The sequence below is a fragment of the Bacteroides sp. HMSC067B03 genome, assembly GCF_001811315.1.
GTDB classification, from domain to species: Bacteria; Bacteroidota; Bacteroidia; order Bacteroidales; family Bacteroidaceae; genus Bacteroides; species Bacteroides faecis.
Genome location: NZ_KV804416.1, coordinates 13,652 through 36,146, shown reverse-complemented (window position 1 = coordinate 36,146; position 22,495 = coordinate 13,652). Strand labels below are relative to the sequence as shown.

Below are 22,495 nucleotides of genomic sequence, written 5' to 3'. Positions count from 1 at the left end.
CCTAGTCAGCTGTTTTTGAGGTATTGATGAGGCGGTTTGCATTTAAATTCATATAAATACAAACTGCCTCATGGGCGTTTTTTCCTCCAATCTTACCAAATTTTACTCTATAAGAAGATTTCTCTGCCTTAACTTTGCCATATCATCGTTTGTTAACTCAAATTGTATATATATGGCTTATAATTTATTTAGAAAATGTTCCCTTTGTCTTGTATTGGTTATGTGTACCGGGATGACGGTTCAATCACAACAAAAGGCTATCCTATGGTATGATAGTCCTGCTCAACATTGGGAGGAGGCGCTACCTTTGGGGAATGGTCGTTTAGGTGCAATGGTATATGGAGATCCGGTCAATGAAGAAATTCAATTGAATGAAGAAACAGTTTCTGCAGGCTCTCCTTATAAAAACTATAATTCAGAAGCTAAAGAAGCTCTTCCAGCTATTCGGAAACTGATTTTTGATGGAAATTATGCCGAGGCGCAATTAATGGCCGGTGAAAAGATTCTTTCTAAAAATGGCTTTGGAATGCCTTATCAAACAGTCGGGAGTCTGCGTTTGCATTTTCAAGGGCAGGAGAACCATACGGATTATCGTCGTGAGTTGGATATAGATAAAGCCCTTGCTATAACTACATATCGAGTGAACGGCGTTGAGTATAAACGTGAAACCTTTACTTCTTTTACGGATCAGTTGGTGATTGTTCGCCTTACTGCTTCCAAGCCTGGTATGTTGACCTTTACTGCAGCATTGACTTGTCCGCAAGCAGTAGAAGTTTCTGTTTCCGGCAAAAATACTATAAAGATGAGTGGCATTACTAAAGGCGATCAATTCACTGAAGGAGCGATACGATTTGCTGCTGATTTGAAGCTTGAACTACAAGGAGGAAAAAGTATAGCACAAGACTCAGTATTATCAGTTAGTAATGCCGATAGTGCTGTGCTTTACATTGCTATGGCGACTAATTTTGTTAACTATAAAGACATTTCTGCTGATGCTGTAAAACGGAATCAGGTTTATCTTAGAAATGCTGGAAAGAACTATTCGAAAGCACTTCAGGAGCATATCGCAGCATATCAGAAATATTATCATCGTGTATCGTTAGACTTAGGATATACTTCTCAGGCTGATAAACCGACAGATGTAAGAGTAAAAGAATTTGCTGTTTCTGATGATCCGCAGTTAATATCACTTTATTTCCAGTATGGTCGTTATCTGCTCATATCTTCTTCACAGCCTGGAAGGCAGCCTGCGAATTTACAGGGGATCTGGAATGATAAGTTGAATCCGGTGTGGAAATGCCGGTACACAACGAATGTCAACGCAGAAATGAATTATTGGCCTGCAGAGGTTACCAATTTGAGTGAAATGCATGAGCCATTTTTACAGATGATAAGGGAATTGTATGAGAATGGACAAGAGGCAGCCCGTGAAATGTATGGTTGCCGTGGATGGGTACTGCACCATAATACTGATTTGTGGCGGATGAACGGTGCCGTTGATAAAGCATATTGTGGTACTTGGCCTACTTGCAATGCATGGTTGTGTCATCATTTGTGGGAACGTTATCTTTATTCAGGTGATAAAGATTTTTTGGCTAGTGTATATCCTATAATGAAAAGTGCTTCGGAATTTTTTGTGGATTTCCTTGTCAGGGATCCTAATACAGGATATATGGTGGTAACTCCTAGTAATTCTCCCGAGAATGCTCCTCGTCAGTGGAAAGGAAAAGCTAACTTGTTTGCCGGCATTACGATGGATAATCAGTTAGTATTTGATCTTTTTACAAATACGGAAGCTGCTGCACATATTTTAAATGGAAAAGACGAACAGTTCTGCGATACTATCCGCTCTTTGAAAAAACAACTTCCTCCTATGCAGGTCGGACAATATGGACAATTGCAGGAATGGTTCGAAGATTGGGATAATCCAAACGATCATCATCGGCACCTTTCTCATTTATGGGGACTTTTCCCTGGTTTTCAGATTTCACCTTATTCATCTCCCATACTTTTCGAGGCTACCCGGAATACACTGATGCAGAGAGGTGATCCGTCTACTGGTTGGTCCATGGGGTGGAAAGTTTGTTTTTGGGCAAGATGTCTGGATGGGAATCATGCATTGAAGCTCATTACAAATCAGTTGAACCTGGTATCTCCATTAGTGCAGAAAGGGCAGGGAGGAGGAACCTATCCTAATTTATTTGATGCACATCCTCCTTTTCAGATCGATGGAAACTTTGGTTGTACTGCCGGTATTGCCGAGATGCTTGTACAGAGCCATGACGATGCTGTCCATCTATTGCCGGCTCTGCCTGATGCATGGAGGAATGGGGAAGTGAAAGGACTTCGAACGCGTGGAGGATTTGAAATTGTTTCTTTGAAATGGAAAGACGGAAAAATAGAATCAGTGGTTGTAAAATCTACTATTGGAGGAAATTTACGTTTACGGACTCATAATATGTTGAAAGTGGATGGCAAAGATTACTCTGAATCCAAAAACGACAATCCGAATCCTTTGTTTGCCAAGCAACACATTGCCCGTCCGTTGGTAAGTGAGAAGGCTACATTGAAAGGTATCAGTTTGATGAAGACATATCAATATGATGTACCTACTGAAGCAGGTCAGACTTATACCCAGATAGGGTATTGAGTACTAGCAGGGAATAATTTCTAAAATAGTAGTGTAAAGTAAAATATGGAATTTTTGGTATTTTAATCCTAAAATCTTGTACATGATATTTCTGTGATAAAATAGTGCACCTAAATGCTCAAAAAGTCCCCTCTCTTTGTATTTGATATAACTTACTTTGCGTAAAACCTTTCTGTTAATAGGTGAAAAAGTGAGTAACATTCAACTCTGATTTGTGCCTAACAGATGTTTTGTGAAAAGTATATAGTAAGATGTATTAACTTTAAATTAAGATGGATGAGAAATTATGCATTAATTGAAAAATGGAAAACACAGCATGAAGGTGTTATGTATTATTTTACTAAGTGTCTGTTTTTTGTAGGTTGTACTACGATTTTAGGAGCATGTACTGATGTCAAAGGATTCACTAATATGGACTTGGGCCCTTACGCGAAAGCACCGGAAGTATTGAAAGCTTTTCCTACTGCCGAAGGCTTTGGGAAAAATGCGACAGGGGGTCGTAACGGAGTCGTAGTTAAAGTAACAAACACCAATGATGATGGCGAAGGATCTTTTCGGTGGGCATTGAAACAATGTTCAGAGAATGAGGCTACTACGATTGTTTTTACCGTTTCCGGTAAAATAGAATTGAAGTCGGAGATACGTTGTAAAGCAAAGAATTTCACAATAGCCGGACAGACTGCTCCGGGAGGTGGAATTTGTGTGATAAAGAATGAAGTGAATTTTGGAGGTTCTGAAAATTTTATTATTCGCCATGTGCGTTTCCGTGTAGGGGATAAGGATGCGAGTGGAAAAGATCATAATGCTGCATGCCTCCGTGTGGAAAATGCTAATAACTTTATCATTGACCATTGTTCATTTAGTTGGGCAAGTGAAGAAAACACGGATTTTATTGATACCCATTTTTCTACAGTACAATGGTGCATCTCCAGTGAAGGACTTTATTATTCTGTAAATAAGAAAGGTTCCCGTGGCTATGGCGGTGCATGGGGTGGTACCTCTTCTACTTACCACCATAATTTGTTTGCTCATTGTAATAGCCGTACTCCATTGATGAATGGCGCGAGAGGCAAAGACCCCGGACAGGATATCAATGTATATATGGAATATATTAATAATGTGAACTATAATTGGGGGAGCCAAATGGCTACTTATGGAGGAATGGACGAGTCACAAGATTCGGAACATCATGGATGGTCATGTAACTTTGTGAATAACTACTATAAACCGGGACCTGCTACAACGGCTCGTGTGAAGGAACCGAAATTCTTCCGTCAATCAAGTGCACGTGATCCGGAAAAGGCTCCTTTGCGTGCTGCATCCAAGTGGTTTTTTGATGGAAATGTAATGGAAGGGAATTCTGATCTCACTTCTGACAACTGGAAGGGTATATATACAGATGGTAACTACCCTTATAGTCTTGATGAAATGAAAGCTTCTTCTTTTATTGTATCTTCTGGTAAAGATAATTACGAACAATATTGGTTTGATTGGGAAGCATATACCTTGTCTGAGAATTACGAATCTGCCGAAAAGGCTTTCCAGTCGGTAATCGGTGATAATGGCGCTGGTGCCTTTCCACGGGATAAAGTGGATGCACGTATCATTAAAGACGTGAAGGGGGGAAGTTGCACCTATACGGGAGCCGGTGATGATAAAAGTGGGCCTCTTCCTGGGATAATCAATAGTCCGGAAGAAGCAGAAGGATTTGAAGGGTTGACATATAATACATCCGGAGTTATTACAGATGCAGATAAAGATGGTATGGATGATGCTTGGGAAAAGAAAGTAGGATTGGATCCGACTAATTCGGAAGATCGCAACAAAACTACGGATATTGGGTATACTGCTTTAGAAGTATATATCAATAGTTTGGTGAATGAAAGCATCTCATACAACTTCAAGAAGTAAGATCAATGAAATGTTAATATTAAAATTAAATACTATGAATTTAATGAAATTAATGATGGTAGGCCTCCTGTTGAGTAGCTTCTTGTTTCTGGTGACAGGCTGTTCGGACAATGACGATTCAGGTGCTAAAGTTCTATTACGGCCTGTGGCAACGATGGAGGTCGTACAAAACAAAGCCTATATTAGTTGGAAGAGTGTAGAAGGGGCGACTGAATATGTCGTCGAAGTATATAAGGTGACCAATAAGGAGGAAGAGCTCTATAAAACAGAAACAGTATCAACTGACCAATCTTCCTGTGTTATTGTTTTGGATTGGGAAGAAAATTACAAATTTAAGGTAAAATGTATAGGTAATGGAAGATTGTCCGGTTATTGGGAGACGGAGGTGACAGGGATTCTTTATCGTCCTTTGTCTATTGAGTTGAAGGAAACTCGTACGATTGATACGCAGGCTCTTATCTCATGGTCCCCCAATGATACGGTTGTTATTACGGCTTTGACCGCAGTTCCGGTCGGAGCAGAAGACGATTCACAGGAAATGAAGGTATATCAGGTTTCTTCGGAAGAGTACATGGCTGGTTCGAAAATTATAGGTGATCTGACTCCTGAAACATCTTATCGTGTCAGTCTGTATTCAGGGGCTGAGCAGACCTCTGAAACTTATCAGGCACGTATCGAAGTAACAACAGAAACTACAGAGAATTTGGATGCGGATTATGGAACGGCAAATCGTGTAGACTTGCGTAACGAACCGTTTGACCCGAATTATTTCAACAGTCTCGATTGGAATTCTATAGCAGAAGGCACCACTTTTATTCTTCCGGCAGGAAAAACATATGTGTTGAATAGTGGTGAATCGATTATTGAATTTGCTCATTCTGTTAATTTTGTAACTCCGCAAACATTGGAGGAGTATCCTACTTTTAGCTTTGATAATGCTTTTCGTGTGGTAGAAGATGGTATGATAGATAAGATAACGTTCAAACGCATCAATCTAAAGGCTGCAAAACCTTTGTCGGAAATGACTAACAATAGTTTGAGCGGCAAACAGGTGATCTGTCCGGAATCTAAAGTCTTCTTGATCAATACGGTCGATTTTACCAATTGTTATATCGAGAATTTCCGTGCTATTGTTCGTTCGAAACAAGCAGGCGGAAGTGTTGAAGCAATTTTATTTAAAGAATGTACAATCAATGCAATAGGTAATCAAGGTATTGTTTCTACAGATGGAAAAAAAGGAAATTATGTAAATGATGTTTCTTTTGATGGATGTACCATAACTAATATTTGTGCTATTGCCGATTTGCGTAATACGGATAGTGGTAAAAATATATCAATTACGAACACGACATTCTGCTATGCCCCTATGGAAAATGCATTTTTATTCCGAGTAGCTGCAAATATTCCCATTAAAATAGAGAATTGCGTTTTTGGTGGCTCTATGAAAATAGACAATAATATTCCGAAGTTTAATGAACTGGGTTCTGGTGGTCAGGATGACTATACGGGAAGTTATCGCTTTAGTCCGGTTAACAGTTTTCAGACAAGTGATCATTCATCAACTAAGGGCAGTCTTGGGCTGAGTGATTCTAAAATGTCGACAACTGGTTTGTTTACCGATCCGGCTAATAACAATTTTAAACTGAATGAATTATTTGAAGGTTGTTCTAGCGTGGGAGCTCCCGAATGGAGAAGATGAACTGCGCATTTAATAAAGGAAATAATATGTATAAATACGTTATATTTATGAAGTACATAAGTTCTTCATCCGTTAAAAAGATAGGTATGCTGTTATGCTTCATCGCATTTGCATTATCTGTTAACGCACAACCCCGGAAAGTAACGGGGCAGATATTGGATGAAAGTGGTCAACCGATTATTGGTGCCACTATAAGGTTGCAAGATTCTCCGACGGGTACTATCACTGATATTGACGGTCATTTCTCTCTGGATGTTCCTGAAGGGAAAAAGGTTGTAGTTTCTTATATAGGCTATATTAAGCAAACTTTTGTTCCTAAAAGTAATACATTAAATATAGTTCTTCAGGAGGATAACCAAAAACTGGATGAAGTGGTTGTGGTTGGTTATGGTAGTATGAAACAGAAGAATATAACCGGTTCTGTTTCGACCATTTCTGCTGAAGAGTTGGAAGACCTTCCTGTATCCAATCTTTCGGAAGCATTGCAAGGAATGGTTAACGGTTTAACAGTAGAATTGGGTTCCAGTCGTCCGGGTACGAATGCTAATGAAGTTTATATTCGTCAGAATCGTACTTTTACCGGTATTTCCAAAGACGGTGGTAACTCGACTCCTCTGATTATTATCGATGACGTCATTCAGCTGGGTACTAATGGGCAGCCGAGCATGGAACAATTCAATATGCTTGATCCTTCGGAAGTGGAGAGCATTACCGTCTTACGTGATGCGAGTGCGGCAATTTATGGTTCGCGTGCTGCCAATGGTGCAATTCTGGTAAAAACCAAAAGAGGTAAAAAGGGAATACCAGTTATTTCTTATTCCGGGAAATTTGCGGTAAATGACGCAGTCAGCCACTCTAAGGTGTTGAAAGGTTCTGATTACGGACGTTTCTATAATGCTTTGGCAATCGGTTCCAACAAGGCGAGTGGATATGACGATTTGGATGTACTTTACAGTGATATGGAATTGGCTGAAATGGATAACCTGAATTATGACTGGCTGGATAAGGCCGGTTGGTCGTCCGCTTTTCAACAGACACACACACTGAACGTTAATGGTGGCAGTGAACGTGCTACTTATTATGCAGGTGCTACTTATTATGACCAAGGAGCGAATCTGGGGGAACAAAGCTACAAGCGTTATACTTATCGTGCCGGTGTTGATGTGCGTTTGACGAATGACATCAAATTGTCTGCCACTGTTGCCGGTAATGAAGGAAAGTCTGACCAGATATATACAAAAGGAGCGCGTTTTAAACTGTACGGAATGAGTGGAAGTACAGAAAAATCGGACTATAGTGCCTTGCATCATATGCCGAATCATATGCCTTGGAGTGTGATGTTGCCGGATGAGAACGGGGTCGATCAGGAATATTGGCTGGGACCGATAGAGAATACTTATACTAGTCCGAACTTTAATCGTGACTATGTTACTTCCTGGAATTATTTCGCATTGAGCAACAGTGGCTCATTCAGTAAGAACAGGACCAATAGCTGGAATGCTGATATTTCATTGACTTATGAGGTTCCATTTGTGAAGGGACTGTCACTCCGCGCCACATATTCATCTTCACATTCAAGCGAAGCTACAGAACAAGCCAGTTTTCCGTATGAATTAGCTTATGTAGGTGGCAGAATGCCTGCTAATCAACATTTGGTATATACCATTCCGAACAGTTCTTTTAAACAATCGGTTTTCGATAAAAACAGTACCTTATCATTCAAAGATAAACAATCGGACAGACGGCAAATGAACTTTTATGTAAATTATGACCGTACGTTTGGATTACATAGCATTTCGGCAATGGCGTCTATTGAACGTTACGAATCATTCTATGATTCCCGTGATATTGAATATGCTGATCTGGCGCACGATATTTCTGATACTTATTTGGGGGTAGGGGGACCTTCTATCGTAGGAACAGATGGCAAATCTGCATTGACTTCTGATAATACAGTAACATTGAAAGGAGAATCAGGTTCTCTTTCTTATCTGGGACGTATCGCCTATTCGTATGCCGACCGTTATATGTTACAGTTTATTTTCCGTTCGGATGCTTCTACGAAGTTTGCTCCTGAAAACTATTGGGGATTTTTTCCCGGTATTTCTGCCGGTTGGATTCTTTCCGAAGAAGGATGGTTCAAACGTTCACTTCCTTGGTTCGAGTTTCTGAAGATACGCGCATCCTGGGGACGTACGGGACGCGATAATATCAAGATGTGGAAATGGAAAGAACAATATAAGATGGATCTGAAAGGTATGCAGTTCGGAGCTGAGAGTGGTAAACCGGGTACCAGCCTCATACCACAGGCATCTCCTAATCGTAATGTGAAATGGGATGTTTCCGATAAGTTCAATCTTGGTTTTGACACTCGTTTCTTTGATGGTCGTTTAAGTGCTGTATTCGATTTTTACTATGACATTAATGATAACATTCTGAATCAGTTTATGGCAAGCCAACCAGGAATACCTATTTATGCCGGTGGTTCGTATGCGGAAGAGAATTTTGGTCGTGTTGATACATATGGTGGTGAACTTTCTTTGACTTGGCGTGATAAAATCGGAAAAGTAAACTACAATATTGGTATGGATTTTGGTTTAAGTGGTAGTAAAGTGAAAGAATGGGTTCCCGGTTTACGCTATAATAAATATCCTTGCAGCTCAAGTTGGGAGGAAGGAATGTCTACTTATCTGCCTGTATGGGGATTTAAAGTATGGAAAGGTACTTCGATGGGTGATGGTATTTTGCGTACACAAGAAGATATCAATAATTATTGGTATTATCTGGAATCATGGACACCTGAAGGAGGACAAACTAAGTATCTTGATAAAACCTGCAAGGATGATTTGCGTCCGGGCATGGTCGCTTACCAGGACTTAGGAGGTGAAATGGTGAATGGCGTACAGCAGGGTCCTAACGGACAGATTGTTCTTGAACAGGATTATGGGAAATTATGTGAGAAAAACAAAACCTATAATATTTCGACTAGATTGGGTGCTAGTTGGAAAGGACTTTCTATAAGTGCCAACATTGCAACTTCATGGGGTGGTGTACGCTTTATTGACCGTGCTTCTATGGGGGGTAACAAGAGTACGATGATATGGGCACCGGATTCCTTTTGGGGAGATATGTTTGATGAGGTAAACAATCCGTATGGCAAGTATCCCAATTTAGGAGCAGAATCTTTGATCTCCAGTTCAGCTATTGCCAATTCAGATTTCTGGATGATCAGTACGTTCCGCTGCTATATACGTAATTTGTCTGTCAGCTACTCGTTCCCTAAGAAATGGATTGCTCCGTTGAAGATGTCGGCTGTCCGTGTGAATCTGACAGGTAATAATTTATGGGATTTATACAACCCTTACCCTGATCATTATCGTAATATGTATGATTCTTCTTCTACAGAATATCCTACTTTGAGAACATGGTCATTAGGTGTTAATGTTACATTTTAAAAACTGTATCAATGATGAAAAAGAAAAACTTATTATATGCGGGAACTTTAGCTCTGGGAATGTTCATGTCCGGATGTAATGATTCCTTTTTGGATATGAATAATTATGGAGCTTATGATGATTTTGATTCCGAAACCAAAATTACCTGGTATTTGGCAGGGCTTTATCAGAATTGCTTTGAGAATTACACTTCTCCGGCATCTCAGTACTTGGGATTGCATACAGCTTATGCGCAGGACTTCAATGAGTTTACAGATGAGATGTGGGGTATTACTTCTACCAGCCGGATTGACCCGAGTACCCAATATTCGACAATTGATGATATAAAGACACAGACTGATGCTTCCAGTGGTAAAAGTTATGATCCGTTGTTTGCCGGTTATTTTGGAAAGGCATTAGGTTCAAGCATTACCAATAATGCCTATACACGCATTCGTAATTGTAATGTTTTACTTCGTGATATAAATGCTTCCTCCGTTTCGCAGGAGACTAAAGATCAAGCCAAAGGTCAGGCACTCTTTTTGCGTGCCATGCAATTGTTCGATTTGGTTCGTATGTATGGTTGTGTACCTATTGTGACAACCGTGTTGAATGCGGAAGCGACCGATGCAGGACTACCAAGAGCTTCTGTAACTCAGTGTATAGATCAGATAGTGAAAGATTTGACCGAGGCGTCTACTTTATTGCCGGACGAATGGGGGACAAACGACTACGGTCGGTTGACACGGGGTGGTGCATTAGCTTATAAAAGTCGTGTCTTGCTATTCTATGCCAGCCCTATTTTTAATAAAAATTGGAATGATGCTGGTAATATCCGTTGGCAACAAGCATTGAAAGCCACTCAAGACGCTATGTCGGGCATTACTGCCAGTGGCTTGAACGGTGTGACTGATGCTGTAACTTGGGGCAAGATACTTGCTGATGATGATAACGAACATTCCAATAGAGAGACGTTAGTTGTCAGATTATTGGCAAAGGAAAGTAATTCTTCGTTGGGTTACAAAAACAATCGTTGGGAAAAGTCTATTCGACTGACTTCTCAGGGAGGTAGCGGTGGAAAAGGTGTACCTATTGAATTAATAGATGTATTCCCGATGGCTGATGGAACCCTTCCTGATGCTAGTCACAGAGTGGTAGATGGAAGTTTACGTTTCATGGAATATCGTGATCCACGTTTTTACCAGACATTTGCATTCAGTGGTTTAAAGTGGGGACATAAAGCGTTGACTAATGATACCGTTTGGGCTTATCGTTGGAGAACTTCAGAATCAACCACTAGTGGATTTGCATATAGTGAAGGCGTAAATATAACTAGTCCGGTGTGTGTACGTAAGATGAGTGGGCTCAATACGGCTTCGGATAATAACTATGAAGCTTCAGGTGTACATATTTATGATTTTCGTTACGCGGAATTACAGTTGAATCTGGCCGAATGTTATGCGGCGACCAATCAGATAGACTTATGTAAACAAACAATTGGAAAATTGCGTGCCCGTGTCGGTATTCCGTCAGATAACAACTATGGATTGGATACTTATGTGACAGATCGTGCTTCAGCACTCGCTGCTTGTTTACGCGAACGTCAGGTTGAGTTGGCTTTTGAAGGAAAACGGTACTGGGATATTTGGCGTTGGATGCTTTATGATGGAGGACAAGGGGAAAATATGCAGTTAAGCACTACAAATACTTGTTCTTTCTTGGGCGTAACTCCGTTGACTGAGAAATATCGTACAGCTAAATATGTAGATGTAAAAGATGGATATACACCTGGCAGCAAAGATGTATTGGCAGATCTTCGTAAGACTATTTTTGCTGACCCTGAGTCAGTCGATTTTCAGGACCAACTTAAAAAGGTTGCCGATTTTTGGGAAGCTAACTTCCAGTATGGGGAGCCCAATGCGCAACCGGATAAGAATAACAATAATGAATGGATTAAGATGGGCTGGAGATCTAATTATTATATGATGGGGCTATCGAAGGATATTCTGGACAATAACTCCTGGCTCGGACAAACCAAAGGTTGGACAGACCAGAACGGTGCTGCCGGAACTATAGATTGGCAAGATGATGAAACTCTAACCATAGATTAAAGGCGTTTTCAGGATTAAATAAAAGGCCATAGTAAGGGAATATTCATAATATTTTCTGCTATGGCTTTTTTATGGACAATTCTTCGGATGCGTATTATTAGCAAATGAATGACGAACGACTATTTTTTACTCCTTATCTATCAATATTTGAACTTAATGGTAGTGTACTTCCATTATTTTTGTCGATAATATAAATTTTAAAAAGATGAATACACTTTTGAAAAAGGATTTGAGAGTTATGATGACAGGTATATTGATGTTTATATCATGCCTGGCTTATTCGAATCCGGGAAATGGAACTAAAGAGAAAGAAGATGTGTACAAGAATCTTCCGTTTTCGATGCCTGAAGTGAGCAAACCTTCCTTTCCCGATTATGAGGTTAATATCCGTGATTTCGGCGCACTCAGTGATGGTGTTACCTTGAATACAGAGGCGATAAACAATGCAATCAAAACGGTAAGCTCCAAAGGAGGAGGGAAAGTTATCATACCCGAAGGGTTATGGTTGACGGGGCCCGTTGTACTTTTGAGTAACGTTAATCTATATACTGAGAAGAATGCTCTTATTGTATTTAGCAGCGATACATCTCTATATCCCATCATCGAAGCTTCTTTCGAAGGGCTGGACACCAAGCGTTGCCAATCGCCGATTTCGGCAATGAATGCTGAGAATATAGCCATCACCGGCAGTGGTGTTTTCGACGGGGCAGGAGATAGATGGCGTCCGGTCAAGAAAGATAAGATGACGGAACGGCAATGGAAAAATCTGGTGAGTTCGGGTGGTAAAGTGGATGAGAATGGAAAGGTATGGTATCCTGATGCGGGTGCTTTGAAAGCCTCTGTACTTATGACCGGACAAAATAGCGGACAGAAAGAAATAACCGATGAAGAGTGGATTTACATGAAAAGCTGGTTGCGTCCTGTTATGCTGAGTATAGTAAAAAGTAAACGGATTCTGCTGGAAGGGGTGACTTTCAAGAACTCACCGGGCTGGTGTATCCATCCTTTGTCCTGCGAATCTTTGACTTTGAACGATGTGAAGGTATTCAATCCCTGGTATTCGCAAAATGGCGATGCGTTGGATGTGGAGTCGTGTAAAAATGTACTGGTCACTAATTGTTTCTTTGATGCGGGGGATGATGCTATCTGTCTGAAATCGGGTAAAGATGAGGATGGACGCAGGCGGGGGGAACCTTGTGAAAACGTGATTATTAAGAATAATACAGTTTTGCATGGGCATGGCGGATTCGTAATCGGCAGCGAAATGTCCGGTGGTGTTCGGAATGTATATGTATCGGGCTGTTCTTTCGTGGGCACAGATGTAGGTCTGCGGTTTAAGAGTACACGCGGACGTGGTGGCGTAGTGGAGAATATTTTCATAGATAATATCAATATGATTGATATTCCCAATGATGCTCTGACGATGGATTTGTATTATGCTGTCAATGGCTCTCCGGAAACTCCGATACCGGATGTAAATGAGGAAACTCCTGTTTTCAGGAATATTTATATTTCAAATGTTCTTTGCAGAGGTGCGGGCCGGGCAGTCTATTTCAACGGACTGCCGGAAATGCCTCTAAAGAATATCCTTATCAAGAACATGACTGTAACTAATGCCAAGAAAGGTATTGTAATCAATCAGGCTTCTCAGGTAAATATGGAGAATATCAAAGTGGAGGATTCCGAGATTCCGGCCATACAGATAGAAAATGCTACAGGTGTCATTATTAACGGAAAAGAATATAAAAAGGATTCTGGAAAGATGCTACTTTCCGGAAATTAGTGGAACAAATAGATTCGGAACTGTTACTAATTTGTTGGAAATTAGTGATAAATACGTATTCTGCTAGTCAAAATCTTCTATGGTTTTGGTTGTTTTCTTTCGTCTCACCTGAGTGAGACGAAAGAAAACAACTGATTATGATGATTAATGAATACATATGGTCGGCTAATGTGCCGTAATAGCACATTAGTTTATAACCGTACAATTCAGTTCATTCTTGTAGAGTCCGAAATTGTTCTTATATGGACTTTGCGGAAAGCCTTTCTTCTTTTATTTCTTTTCTTTATATTCGGAAGGCGTAATACCTACTATCTTCTTGAAGCATTTACTGAAATACTTCGGGTCATTGAAACCGGTCATATAGGCTACCTGTGAGAAATTATATTCCCCGCTGTCTATTAGCTGTGCTGCACGTTTGATGCGTACTTCACGTATGAAATCTACAGGAGTCAGGCCGATGATGGACTTTAGTTTTCGGTAGAAGATGGTACGGCTAAGCATCAGATGCTCTGCAAATTCGTCGATGGTCAGTTCGGCATTATCCATCTGTTCTTCTATGAACTCCATTACCTTTTGCATGAATTGCTCGTCATAAGGAGTAATCTGCGGTTGCGACGGGGTAAGAGCTTCTGCGACACCTATTTTTTTTCCTTCCGTCAGTTTGGCCATATAGATTTCCTGCAAGGATTTGCGTTGGCGGAGCAGTGAAGCGATACGTGTTTTCAGATATGTAGCGCTGAAAGGTTTCGTGATATAGTCATCTACACCTTGCTCCAGTCCGGCAATCCGGTCATCCAAAGAGGCTTTTGCCGATAATACAATAATGGGAATGTGGCAGATGTTGTTGTTTTCTTTGATTTGCCGAATCATCTCGAGACCGTCCATAACCGGCATCATTACGTCACTGATGATAAGATCGGGTATATTATCAACTGCGTGTTGCAATCCTTTTTTTCCGTTCGGAGCGGTGATAACAGTGTAATTCTCAGATAAGATGTTCTTTAAGAAAACTTTTAGTTCCTCGTTGTCCTCAACCACCAATATAGTAAACGTATCCGGAACCGTATTATTTACCATATCTTCTTTGTCTTCCGCTTCTGGTCTTTTCTCAGTCTGGAGGCAACTGTCCGGACGAGTAGCCGGACTTTGGCTGTCATTCAGAATAAATTCCACTTGACTATCTTGTTCGAAGACTTCTTTTTGGAGAGGCAGAGTTACCACGAAACGGCTTCCTGCTTCCGGTTCGCTTGTTACTTTGATTGTACCATGATGCATATCGACCATTTCTTTTACCAATGACAGACCGATGCCGGAAGACGGTTGGAGCATATTTTGTTGGGCTAGTGTTTCAAAGCGTTGAAACAAATTACGTAGTTTAGTTGGTTCAATCCCGATGCCCTCATCCACAACAGAGATCGTCACTTTATCCATCCGTTTTGTCACTTCTATTATAATCGCCTTTTCAGCTGGTGTATATTTGAATGCGTTGGATATCAGATTAAAGAATATCTTTTCGAACTTATCACGGTCTACCCATGCATATATTGACTTAAGTTCGCTCTCTAACCGGAAATTAATCTTCTTTTCTTCTGCAATCAAGCGGAAGTTGATCATTACTTTTTCAAGAAGTGGAATCAGGTCTGTCTTCTCCACAAGCACTTTCATCTTCTGATTCTGTATTTTGCGGAAGTCCAGAATCTGATTCATGAGACGTAACATACGTTCGGCGTTCTTTTGTACCACAGCCAGATGTTCACGGGCTGTGGCGGATAAATCTTCATTTTCCAGTACTTCATTGACCGGACTGCTGATCAGGGTCAGTGGTGTCCGAAGCTCGTGAGATATGTCGGTAAAGAAACGGAGCTTGATATTGGATAATTGTTGCTCGATATCTACTTGATGGCGTAAACGATAAATGTAAAAGAGTACATATACGATAGTACCTGTAAAGAGAATAAAGAGAATAAGGTAAAGAAGCCATGCCCAGCCCGTTTCCCAGAAAGTAGGCAGTACGTTGATAGATAAAGTGCGGATATTGTTCATCCATACGCCATCACTGTTGGTAGATTTGATTTGCAGTTTATAATTGCCATTCGGCAGGTTGATGTAGCTGGCAGAGCGGTTTTTGTCCCCGTCATGCCATTCTTCTTCCAATCCTTTCAATCGATATGCGTAGCGGATTTCTTTAGAATCGACATAATCAAGTGCTGCAAACTGGAAAGTAACATTCCGCTGGGAAGGTTTAAGGCGTAATTCTTCCAGATCGTCAATGGCGATGACAGAAGATTGACCTTGCACTTTCAACCCGGTGAAGACGATAGGGGGAACATAGGTACTTTTCTGCATTTCTTTGGGAGAAATTTCAATGAAGCCTTTATCTGTACCGAATACAATTTGATTTCGTGCGTTGATCACTGGAGCTGCTTCTGAAAAACTGAATTCCTGGTGTAGAGAGTTCAGTCCATAATTTTCAAAAGCCTCTCTTTGTGTGTCGAACTTGGAAATTGCATTTTCGGAAAGGATCCATAAGTTACCTTGTTGGTCTTCTTGTATGGCCTGTACCAAGTCTGAAGCAAGGCCATCATCGGTTGTATATGTCTTGAACTCAATCTTATTGCTGAGTAGATTCTTGGACACGATTTGGCTGATACCTCCTGTAAAGCTGGCTATGTAGGTTCGTTTTTGCTTGTCAGTGTACGTATGCATCACATCGTTTCCGCTCAGGCTGGTACTTATTCCTGACTCGCAACAATTACGATAAAACTTGATTTCTTCCGGTCTCTCAAATTGATTGGAGAAAGTCAGTAGTCCGTTGGTTGTTCCTATCAACAGCACACCGCCCGGTGCTTCGGATATGTGGCGGACTTTTGAAGCGTAGCCGGTCGGGTAATTTTTCAACTCATTATCGCTGTGTATAAATTCTGTCTTTCCGTTCTTGTTGCAGGTCAGTAGATTGATTCCTCCACCGTAGCAGCCTATCCAGATACGTTTATGGCTATCTTGAAAAATGGAATATACACTGTTGCCGCTCAAACTGTATGGCATATTCGGTTGATGAGTGAATTGTTGTACGGAATAGGAATCCGGCGACTTTTTCTTTAACAGATAAATGCCGTTTTCTTTTGTTCCTATCCAGATATTGCCTTCATGGTCTTCAAGAAAGCAATATACACTTGTAAAGCTATGCTTGTCTTTGCTTATTTTTCCTTGTGGTGTCAGATAGCCTCCCAACTGTCCGTCCGGTTGGTACACTCTGATGACCTGTGCCTTCGAAGAAACCCACACCCTCTTTTCACTGTCGCATAAAAAAGCACGGGTCTCAAATCCATCGTCAATATGCACCAGATTATAAGTATGCGGGAAGAAAGACAATTTGTAAATGCCGCGTGCACTGGTCAGCCAGCAATTACCCTGATTGTCTAATGTATAAAAACGGACGAGCGGACTGAAAACAGACTTCGGATTGTTGCTGTCCTTCAGCATGGGTTTCAGTTCTTTCTTTTCACGGTCATAATAAGACAGATTCCCTTCCGGAGGGAGAATCCACAACGTGTGTTGCTGATCTTCAAAGATCACATTCTTGTTTTTCCGTTCATATCTGATCACTTCGTTGGCTGGTGTGAACAAATGCTGCATTTCCTCGGTAGATGGATTATAACGGATTACTCCTGTCGTTTTGGGGAATATCCATAGTTCCTTGTAATGGTCTTGATAAACAGACTGTACGACGCTGGAAGGTTGTGTTGATGTGCGTATATCAATTAACTGGAATTTTTTTTCTTTTATCTTATAAATAATCAGTCCGTTGTCTGTAGCCAGCAAAAGTGTATTGGAGTCAAATTTCTTGACTTCGTTAATCATCGAAACATGATAAGGAATCTCTATGAATTTGAATTGTCTGCTCTTAAAATTGTAAGAGGCCAATTTGTCCGATTGGGAAACTAAATAAATAATTCCATCCGCTTCTTTGATATATTGAAACGGGAAATCGCTGTCTACCTGCTTTTTCCCTACAATAGAAATACCTTTGTTGGTCAGTATCCATTCATCACCTTCGGAATCTTCAAAAACTGTATAGATTTTGTCTCCTTTTAGGTTTTGTTTAAAAGCACTGTATAAAGTAATTCCTTTCCCCTGTTTGCAAAGTTGATCGTCAATACGGACGGCGACACATTCATTTTGAAATGTGATCCAGGAAACACCTTTTGAGAGAGTATAAATATGGTCGGCATAATTGTTCACTATCATGGATTCTGCCACAGAGCTCAGGACATCGATAAACTTCTCCGTTTGGTTATCGAACATATACACACGTCCGTCATAGACTTGACACCAGATATCTCCATATTTAGTCTCCGCTATCTGGCTGATTCGATTGGTATTTAGAATATAAGCATCTTTATAGGATGTTTTATAGTTTTTGAATGTATACCCGTCAAATTTGTTCAGACCGTTCCAGGTTCCGAACCATAAAAATCCTTTTTTATCTTGTATAATAGTCTGGACTATTCCTTGTGACATTCCATCATTAACGGAATAATGTTTGATTTGATAGGTAGGTTGGGCTACTAGTATGCAATAATTGAGAAGAGAAATAAGGAGGAACAATATGTGTTTCATAATATTGGTGTTTTTGTTCGAACAAAAATAAGCAAAAGGATGGAAAACAAGAACTCCGGGCGGTACATTGAACAGATAATACGAAAGTTTGCCTATTTTTTCCTCTTTCTAGGTATCCTTCCGGCTTACTTATGCTAAAAATCCTCTTTACATTCTGTTTTTAGAACATAAAGAGGATAGTTTATTGACGAGAGTCGCATGGGGTATGGTGAGATGAAATCATAATTGGGGAATAATTGCACAAGACTTTCACAAGTATCCTCCCGTCAATGCTTAAAATCACACAAAACTAACTAAATACTTTCTGCTTTCGCAATAAATATTAATTTATCTTATGCACTTTATGTTTTTTTTAATATATTGAAGATATTTTGGGGCATCTTTCTGTAACTCGCTGTTTTTTCTTATGTTTGCCACACAAATAACAAATGAATTAAATAGATATGTCTCATCAAATACAATATAATGATTTTCCGACCTTTCTGCGAAAGTATTTTCCTTACAAAGTGCAGAAAATATCATTAAATGCCGGCTTTACTTGTCCTAATCGGGATGGAACAAAAGGATGGGGAGGTTGCACTTATTGCAATAACCAGACTTTCAATCCGGACTACTGTCGGACGGAAAAGTCAGTCGCTACCCAACTGGAGGAAGGGAAGTGTTTCTTTGCCCATAAATATCCGGAAATGAAATACCTGGCATACTTCCAGGCATATACCAATACTTATGCGGAATTAGAGGGATTAAAGCGTAAATACGAGGAAGCATTGCAGGTGGATGGGGTAGTAGGACTGGTGATCGGTACACGTCCGGATTGTATGCCGGAAGACCTGCTCCGTTATTTGGAAGAACTCAATAAGCATACTTTTCTGATGGTGGAATATGGCATAGAGAGTGCGAGTGATGAGACTTTGCGGCGCATCAATCGCGGACATACTTATGCGGATACAGTAGAAGCGGTTCAGCGTACTGCTGCCTGTGGTATATTGACAGGCGGACACATCATTCTTGGTCTTCCTGGAGAAACACATGACACAATGGTGGCGCAGGCAGGAATGCTTTCCGAACTTCCTCTGTCTACTCTCAAAATTCATCAGTTACAGTTAATCCGTGGTACTCGTATGGCGCATGAATACGAAGAAAACCCGACAGGCTTTCATCTGTTTAGGGAAGTAGACGAATATATTGACCTGGTAATTGATTATGTAGAGCATCTTCATCCGGATCTGGTGCTGGAACGTTTTGTCTCGCAGTCTCCCAAGGAATTACTGATTGCTCCGGACTGGGGGTTGAAGAATTATGAATTTGTAACTCGTTTGCAAAAAAGAATGAAAGAAAGGGGAGCTTATCAAGGTAAGAAGTACAGGGATTCAGAAAAAAGAGTTATTTTTGCGGAAGATAACTTCACCACAGAGTAAATCTCTGTTTTAAGGGAATCATAGCTGGTGAGCAGAAATTAATTAAAGTTGAAGAATGGAACAGAAAACAAGAATTAAAGGAAATGTCCACTATGTGGGAGTGAATGACCGTAATAAACACCGTTTTGAGGCGTTGTGGCCATTACCCTATGGAGTTTCGTATAACTCTTATTTGATTGATGATGAAATGGTGGCGTTGGTGGATACTGTGGATATTTGTTATTTTGAAGTCTATTTGCGCAAAATCAAGCAAGTAATCGGTGAACGCCCTATTAACTATTTGATTATAAATCATATGGAACCGGATCACTCGGGCTCCATCCGATTGATTAAACAGCACTATCCGGATATTATCATTGTTGGTAATAAGCAGACCTTTGGCATGATTGAAGGATTCTATGGTGTGACCGGCGAGCAGTATCTGGTGAAAGACGGAGATTTCCTTGCCTTAGGCAAGCATATGCTTCGTTTCTATATGACTCCAATGGTGCACTGGCCTGAGACTATGATGACATTCGATGAAACAGACGGAATCCTTTTCTCCGGTGATGGATTCGGATGTTTTGGTACAGTGGACGGCGGATTTCTGGATACCCGTATCAATGTAGATAAGTATTGGGGGGAAATGGTTCGTTACTACTCCAATATCGTAGGCAAGTACGGTAGTCCGGTACAGAAAGCATTGCAAAAGTTGGGAGGACTGCCTATTACTACCATTTGTTCTACGCATGGGCCGGTATGGACAGAAAATATAGCCAAGGTGATCGGAATTTACGACCGTTTGAGCCGCTACGATGCGGATGAGGGGGTGGTGATCGCCTATGGCAGCATGTATGGAAATACGGAGCAGATGGCGGAAGCTATTGCTGAAGAACTCTCCGCACAGGGAATCAAAAATATCGTTATGCACAATGTGAGTAAAAGTGATCCTTCTTATATCATTGCGGATATTTTCCGTTATAAGGGTTTGATTATCGGTTCTCCCACATATAGCAATCAGATTTTCCCGGAAGTGGAATCGTTGTTATCGAAGATTCTGGTTCGCGAACTTAAGGGACGTTATCTGGGCTACTTCGGTTCCTTCACATGGGCAGGAGCTGCTGTGAAGCGTATGGCTGAATTTGCGGAAAAGAGCAAGTTCGAACTGGTGGGCGATCCGGTAGAGATGAAGCAGGCGATGAAAGACATTACCTATACCCAGTGCGAGAATTTAGCGCATGCGATGGCGGACCGTTTGAAGAAAGACCGTTAAAACGATGAGTGAGATAATTATTAATTGACTAACCTATAAAACAATCGACTTATGAGACTTATTATTCAGCCGGACTATCAGTCCGTATCTCAGTGGGCTGCACATTATGTTGCTGCAAAAATAAAAGCTGCCAATCCAACCCCCGAAAAACCATTTGTATTGGGCTGCCCTACCGGATCTTCTCCTCTGGGTATGTATAAAGCTTTGATCGACCTTAATAAGAAAGGAATTGTTTCTTTCCAAAATGTAGTAACATTCAATATGGATGAATATGTTGGTTTGCCGAAGGAACATCCGGAAAGCTACTATTCTTTTATGTGGAATAACTTCTTTGGTCATATTGATATCAAACCGGAGAATACAAATATTCTGAATGGTAACGCTCCTGACTTGGATGCAGAGTGTGCACGTTATGAGGAAAAGATTAAGTCTTACGGTGGCATTGATCTTTTCATGGGTGGTATCGGTCCTGACGGACACATCGCTTTCAACGAACCGGGTTCCTCACTGACTTCCCGCACTCGTCAGAAAACATTGACGATGGATACTATCATTGCTAATTCCCGTTTCTTCGACAATGACATCAATAAGGTTCCAAAGACTTCTCTGACAGTTGGAGTCGGTACGGTACTTTCTGCAAAAGAAGTGATGATCATTGTAAACGGACATAACAAAGCCCGTGCTTTGTATCATGCAGTAGAAGGTGCTATCACACAGATGTGGACTATCAGTGCATTGCAGATGCATGAAAAAGGTATCATCGTTTGTGACGATGCTGCTACTGTAGAACTGAAAGTGGGTACTTACCGTTACTTCAAAGATATTGAGGCTACACACTTAGATCCCGAATCTTTGATCAAGTAAGAGGATTTTAGGCACGGATGACGCGGATTAACACGGTTTTAGATACTCAACTTAATCTCTAAAAACCGTGAAATCCGCGTCATCCGTGCCTAATTTATATGTTTTCTATATGTTAACTGTTCCCCGATGCTAGATTTCTTCCAGCCATCCTTTTCCTTGTCGGACGATTTCCGGCTCGTCTTCTGTACATTTGACTACTGTCGAGGGTTCTATCCCTCCGATTCCTCCGTCGATAACTAAATCCACCATATCTCCGAATTTCTCGTCTATGAGTTCAGGGTCAGTCATGTATTCCAGGTCTTCATTTTCGTCATACGGCAGCGTGGTCGTCATGATGGGGGCATCCAATAACCGGGCAATCTCACGGATGATGTTATTGTCCGGCATGCGGATACCTACCTCTTTCCGGTTGCGGAAGATTTTGGGCAACCGGTTGGTTCCGTTCAGGATAAAGGTGAACGGACCGGGGAGATTATGCTTCATGAGCTTGAACTCGTTGTTGCCTACTTTGGCGTATTCGCTGATACTGCTCAGGTCATAGCAGATGATGGACAGATTGTTTTTGCGCGGATCGATTTCCTTGATACGGCAAATACGTTCGATGGCACGCTCTTTCAATCCGTGACAGCCGATGGCGTACATCGTATCCGTAGGATAGATGATCAGTCCGCCATCGTTCAGGATGTCGGTTACCCGTTGCAGGTCTTGCGGGTTGTTGTTTTTATCATACAGCTTCAGAAGCATAATCTCTTC

At 40.9% G+C, this 22,495-nt stretch carries 11 protein-coding genes; 9 read left to right on the top strand and 2 right to left on the bottom strand.

Going from position 1 to position 22,495, the window contains the following annotated elements; all coding sequences use genetic code 11:
* The first annotated feature begins 220 nt into the window (after nucleotides 1–220).
* The 6 genes from HMPREF2794_RS20740 to HMPREF2794_RS20715 all read left to right on the top strand — a co-directional run bounded on the left by HMPREF2794_RS20740 (nucleotide 221) and on the right by HMPREF2794_RS20715 (nucleotide 13,588).
* On the top strand, nucleotides 221–2,650 hold the full coding sequence (locus HMPREF2794_RS20740; RefSeq protein WP_229035538.1) for a glycoside hydrolase family 95 protein: 2,430 nt from the start codon (nucleotides 221–223) through the stop codon (nucleotides 2,648–2,650).
* Nucleotides 2,651–2,926: 276 nt separating this feature from the next.
* Nucleotides 2,927–4,561 carry a pectate lyase family protein gene (locus tag HMPREF2794_RS20735; protein WP_070752537.1) on the top strand — a complete coding sequence of 545 codons (1,635 nt, stop codon included), beginning with the start codon at nucleotides 2,927–2,929 and terminating at the stop codon, nucleotides 4,559–4,561.
* A 34-nt stretch (nucleotides 4,562–4,595) separates the two neighbouring features.
* The gene (locus HMPREF2794_RS20730) at nucleotides 4,596–6,260 is read left to right on the top strand and encodes a hypothetical protein (protein WP_070752534.1); all 1,665 of its coding nucleotides are present in this window, start codon (nucleotides 4,596–4,598) and stop codon (nucleotides 6,258–6,260) included.
* Nucleotides 6,261–6,307: 47 nt separating this feature from the next.
* Nucleotides 6,308–9,715 carry a SusC/RagA family TonB-linked outer membrane protein gene (locus HMPREF2794_RS20725; RefSeq protein ID WP_240052955.1) on the top strand — a complete coding sequence of 1,136 codons (3,408 nt, stop codon included), beginning with the start codon at nucleotides 6,308–6,310 and terminating at the stop codon, nucleotides 9,713–9,715.
* Between the two features lie 11 nt (nucleotides 9,716–9,726).
* Nucleotides 9,727–11,805 carry a RagB/SusD family nutrient uptake outer membrane protein gene (locus HMPREF2794_RS20720; protein WP_227034094.1) on the top strand — a complete coding sequence of 693 codons (2,079 nt, stop codon included), beginning with the start codon at nucleotides 9,727–9,729 and terminating at the stop codon, nucleotides 11,803–11,805.
* 205 nt (nucleotides 11,806–12,010) lie between these two features.
* Nucleotides 12,011–13,588 carry a glycoside hydrolase family 28 protein gene (locus HMPREF2794_RS20715; protein ID WP_070752529.1) on the top strand — a complete coding sequence of 526 codons (1,578 nt, stop codon included), beginning with the start codon at nucleotides 12,011–12,013 and terminating at the stop codon, nucleotides 13,586–13,588.
* Nucleotides 13,589–13,858: 270 nt separating this feature from the next.
* On the opposite strand, the gene HMPREF2794_RS20710 is transcribed toward HMPREF2794_RS20715, so the two are convergent.
* Nucleotides 13,859–18,208 (bottom strand): hybrid sensor histidine kinase/response regulator transcription factor, encoded by a 4,350-nt coding sequence (locus tag HMPREF2794_RS20710; protein WP_070752527.1) that lies wholly within the window; start codon nucleotides 18,206–18,208, stop codon nucleotides 13,859–13,861.
* Between the two features lie 443 nt (nucleotides 18,209–18,651).
* Between HMPREF2794_RS20710 and HMPREF2794_RS20705 the strand changes: the two genes are divergently transcribed.
* The 3 genes from HMPREF2794_RS20705 to nagB are packed head-to-tail and all read left to right on the top strand — an operon-like array spanning nucleotide 18,652 to nucleotide 21,742.
* Nucleotides 18,652–19,626, top strand: coding sequence for a tRNA modification radical SAM protein MnmL/YtqA (locus HMPREF2794_RS20705; protein ID WP_070752525.1), 975 nt, complete (start codon nucleotides 18,652–18,654; stop codon nucleotides 19,624–19,626).
* Nucleotides 19,627–19,681: 55 nt separating this feature from the next.
* A complete protein-coding gene (locus HMPREF2794_RS20700; RefSeq protein ID WP_010536716.1) occupies nucleotides 19,682–20,878 on the top strand; it encodes an FprA family A-type flavoprotein in 1,197 nt (398 codons plus the stop codon).
* Nucleotides 20,879–20,929: 51 nt separating this feature from the next.
* Nucleotides 20,930–21,742 carry a glucosamine-6-phosphate deaminase gene (gene nagB, locus HMPREF2794_RS20695; protein ID WP_010536717.1) on the top strand — a complete coding sequence of 271 codons (813 nt, stop codon included), beginning with the start codon at nucleotides 20,930–20,932 and terminating at the stop codon, nucleotides 21,740–21,742.
* A 129-nt stretch (nucleotides 21,743–21,871) separates the two neighbouring features.
* Here nagB and HMPREF2794_RS20690 read toward each other — a convergent pair whose 3' ends face one another.
* Nucleotides 21,872–22,486, bottom strand: coding sequence for an L-threonylcarbamoyladenylate synthase (locus HMPREF2794_RS20690; protein WP_010536718.1), 615 nt, complete (start codon nucleotides 22,484–22,486; stop codon nucleotides 21,872–21,874).
* Nucleotides 22,487–22,495 lie beyond the last annotated feature (9 nt).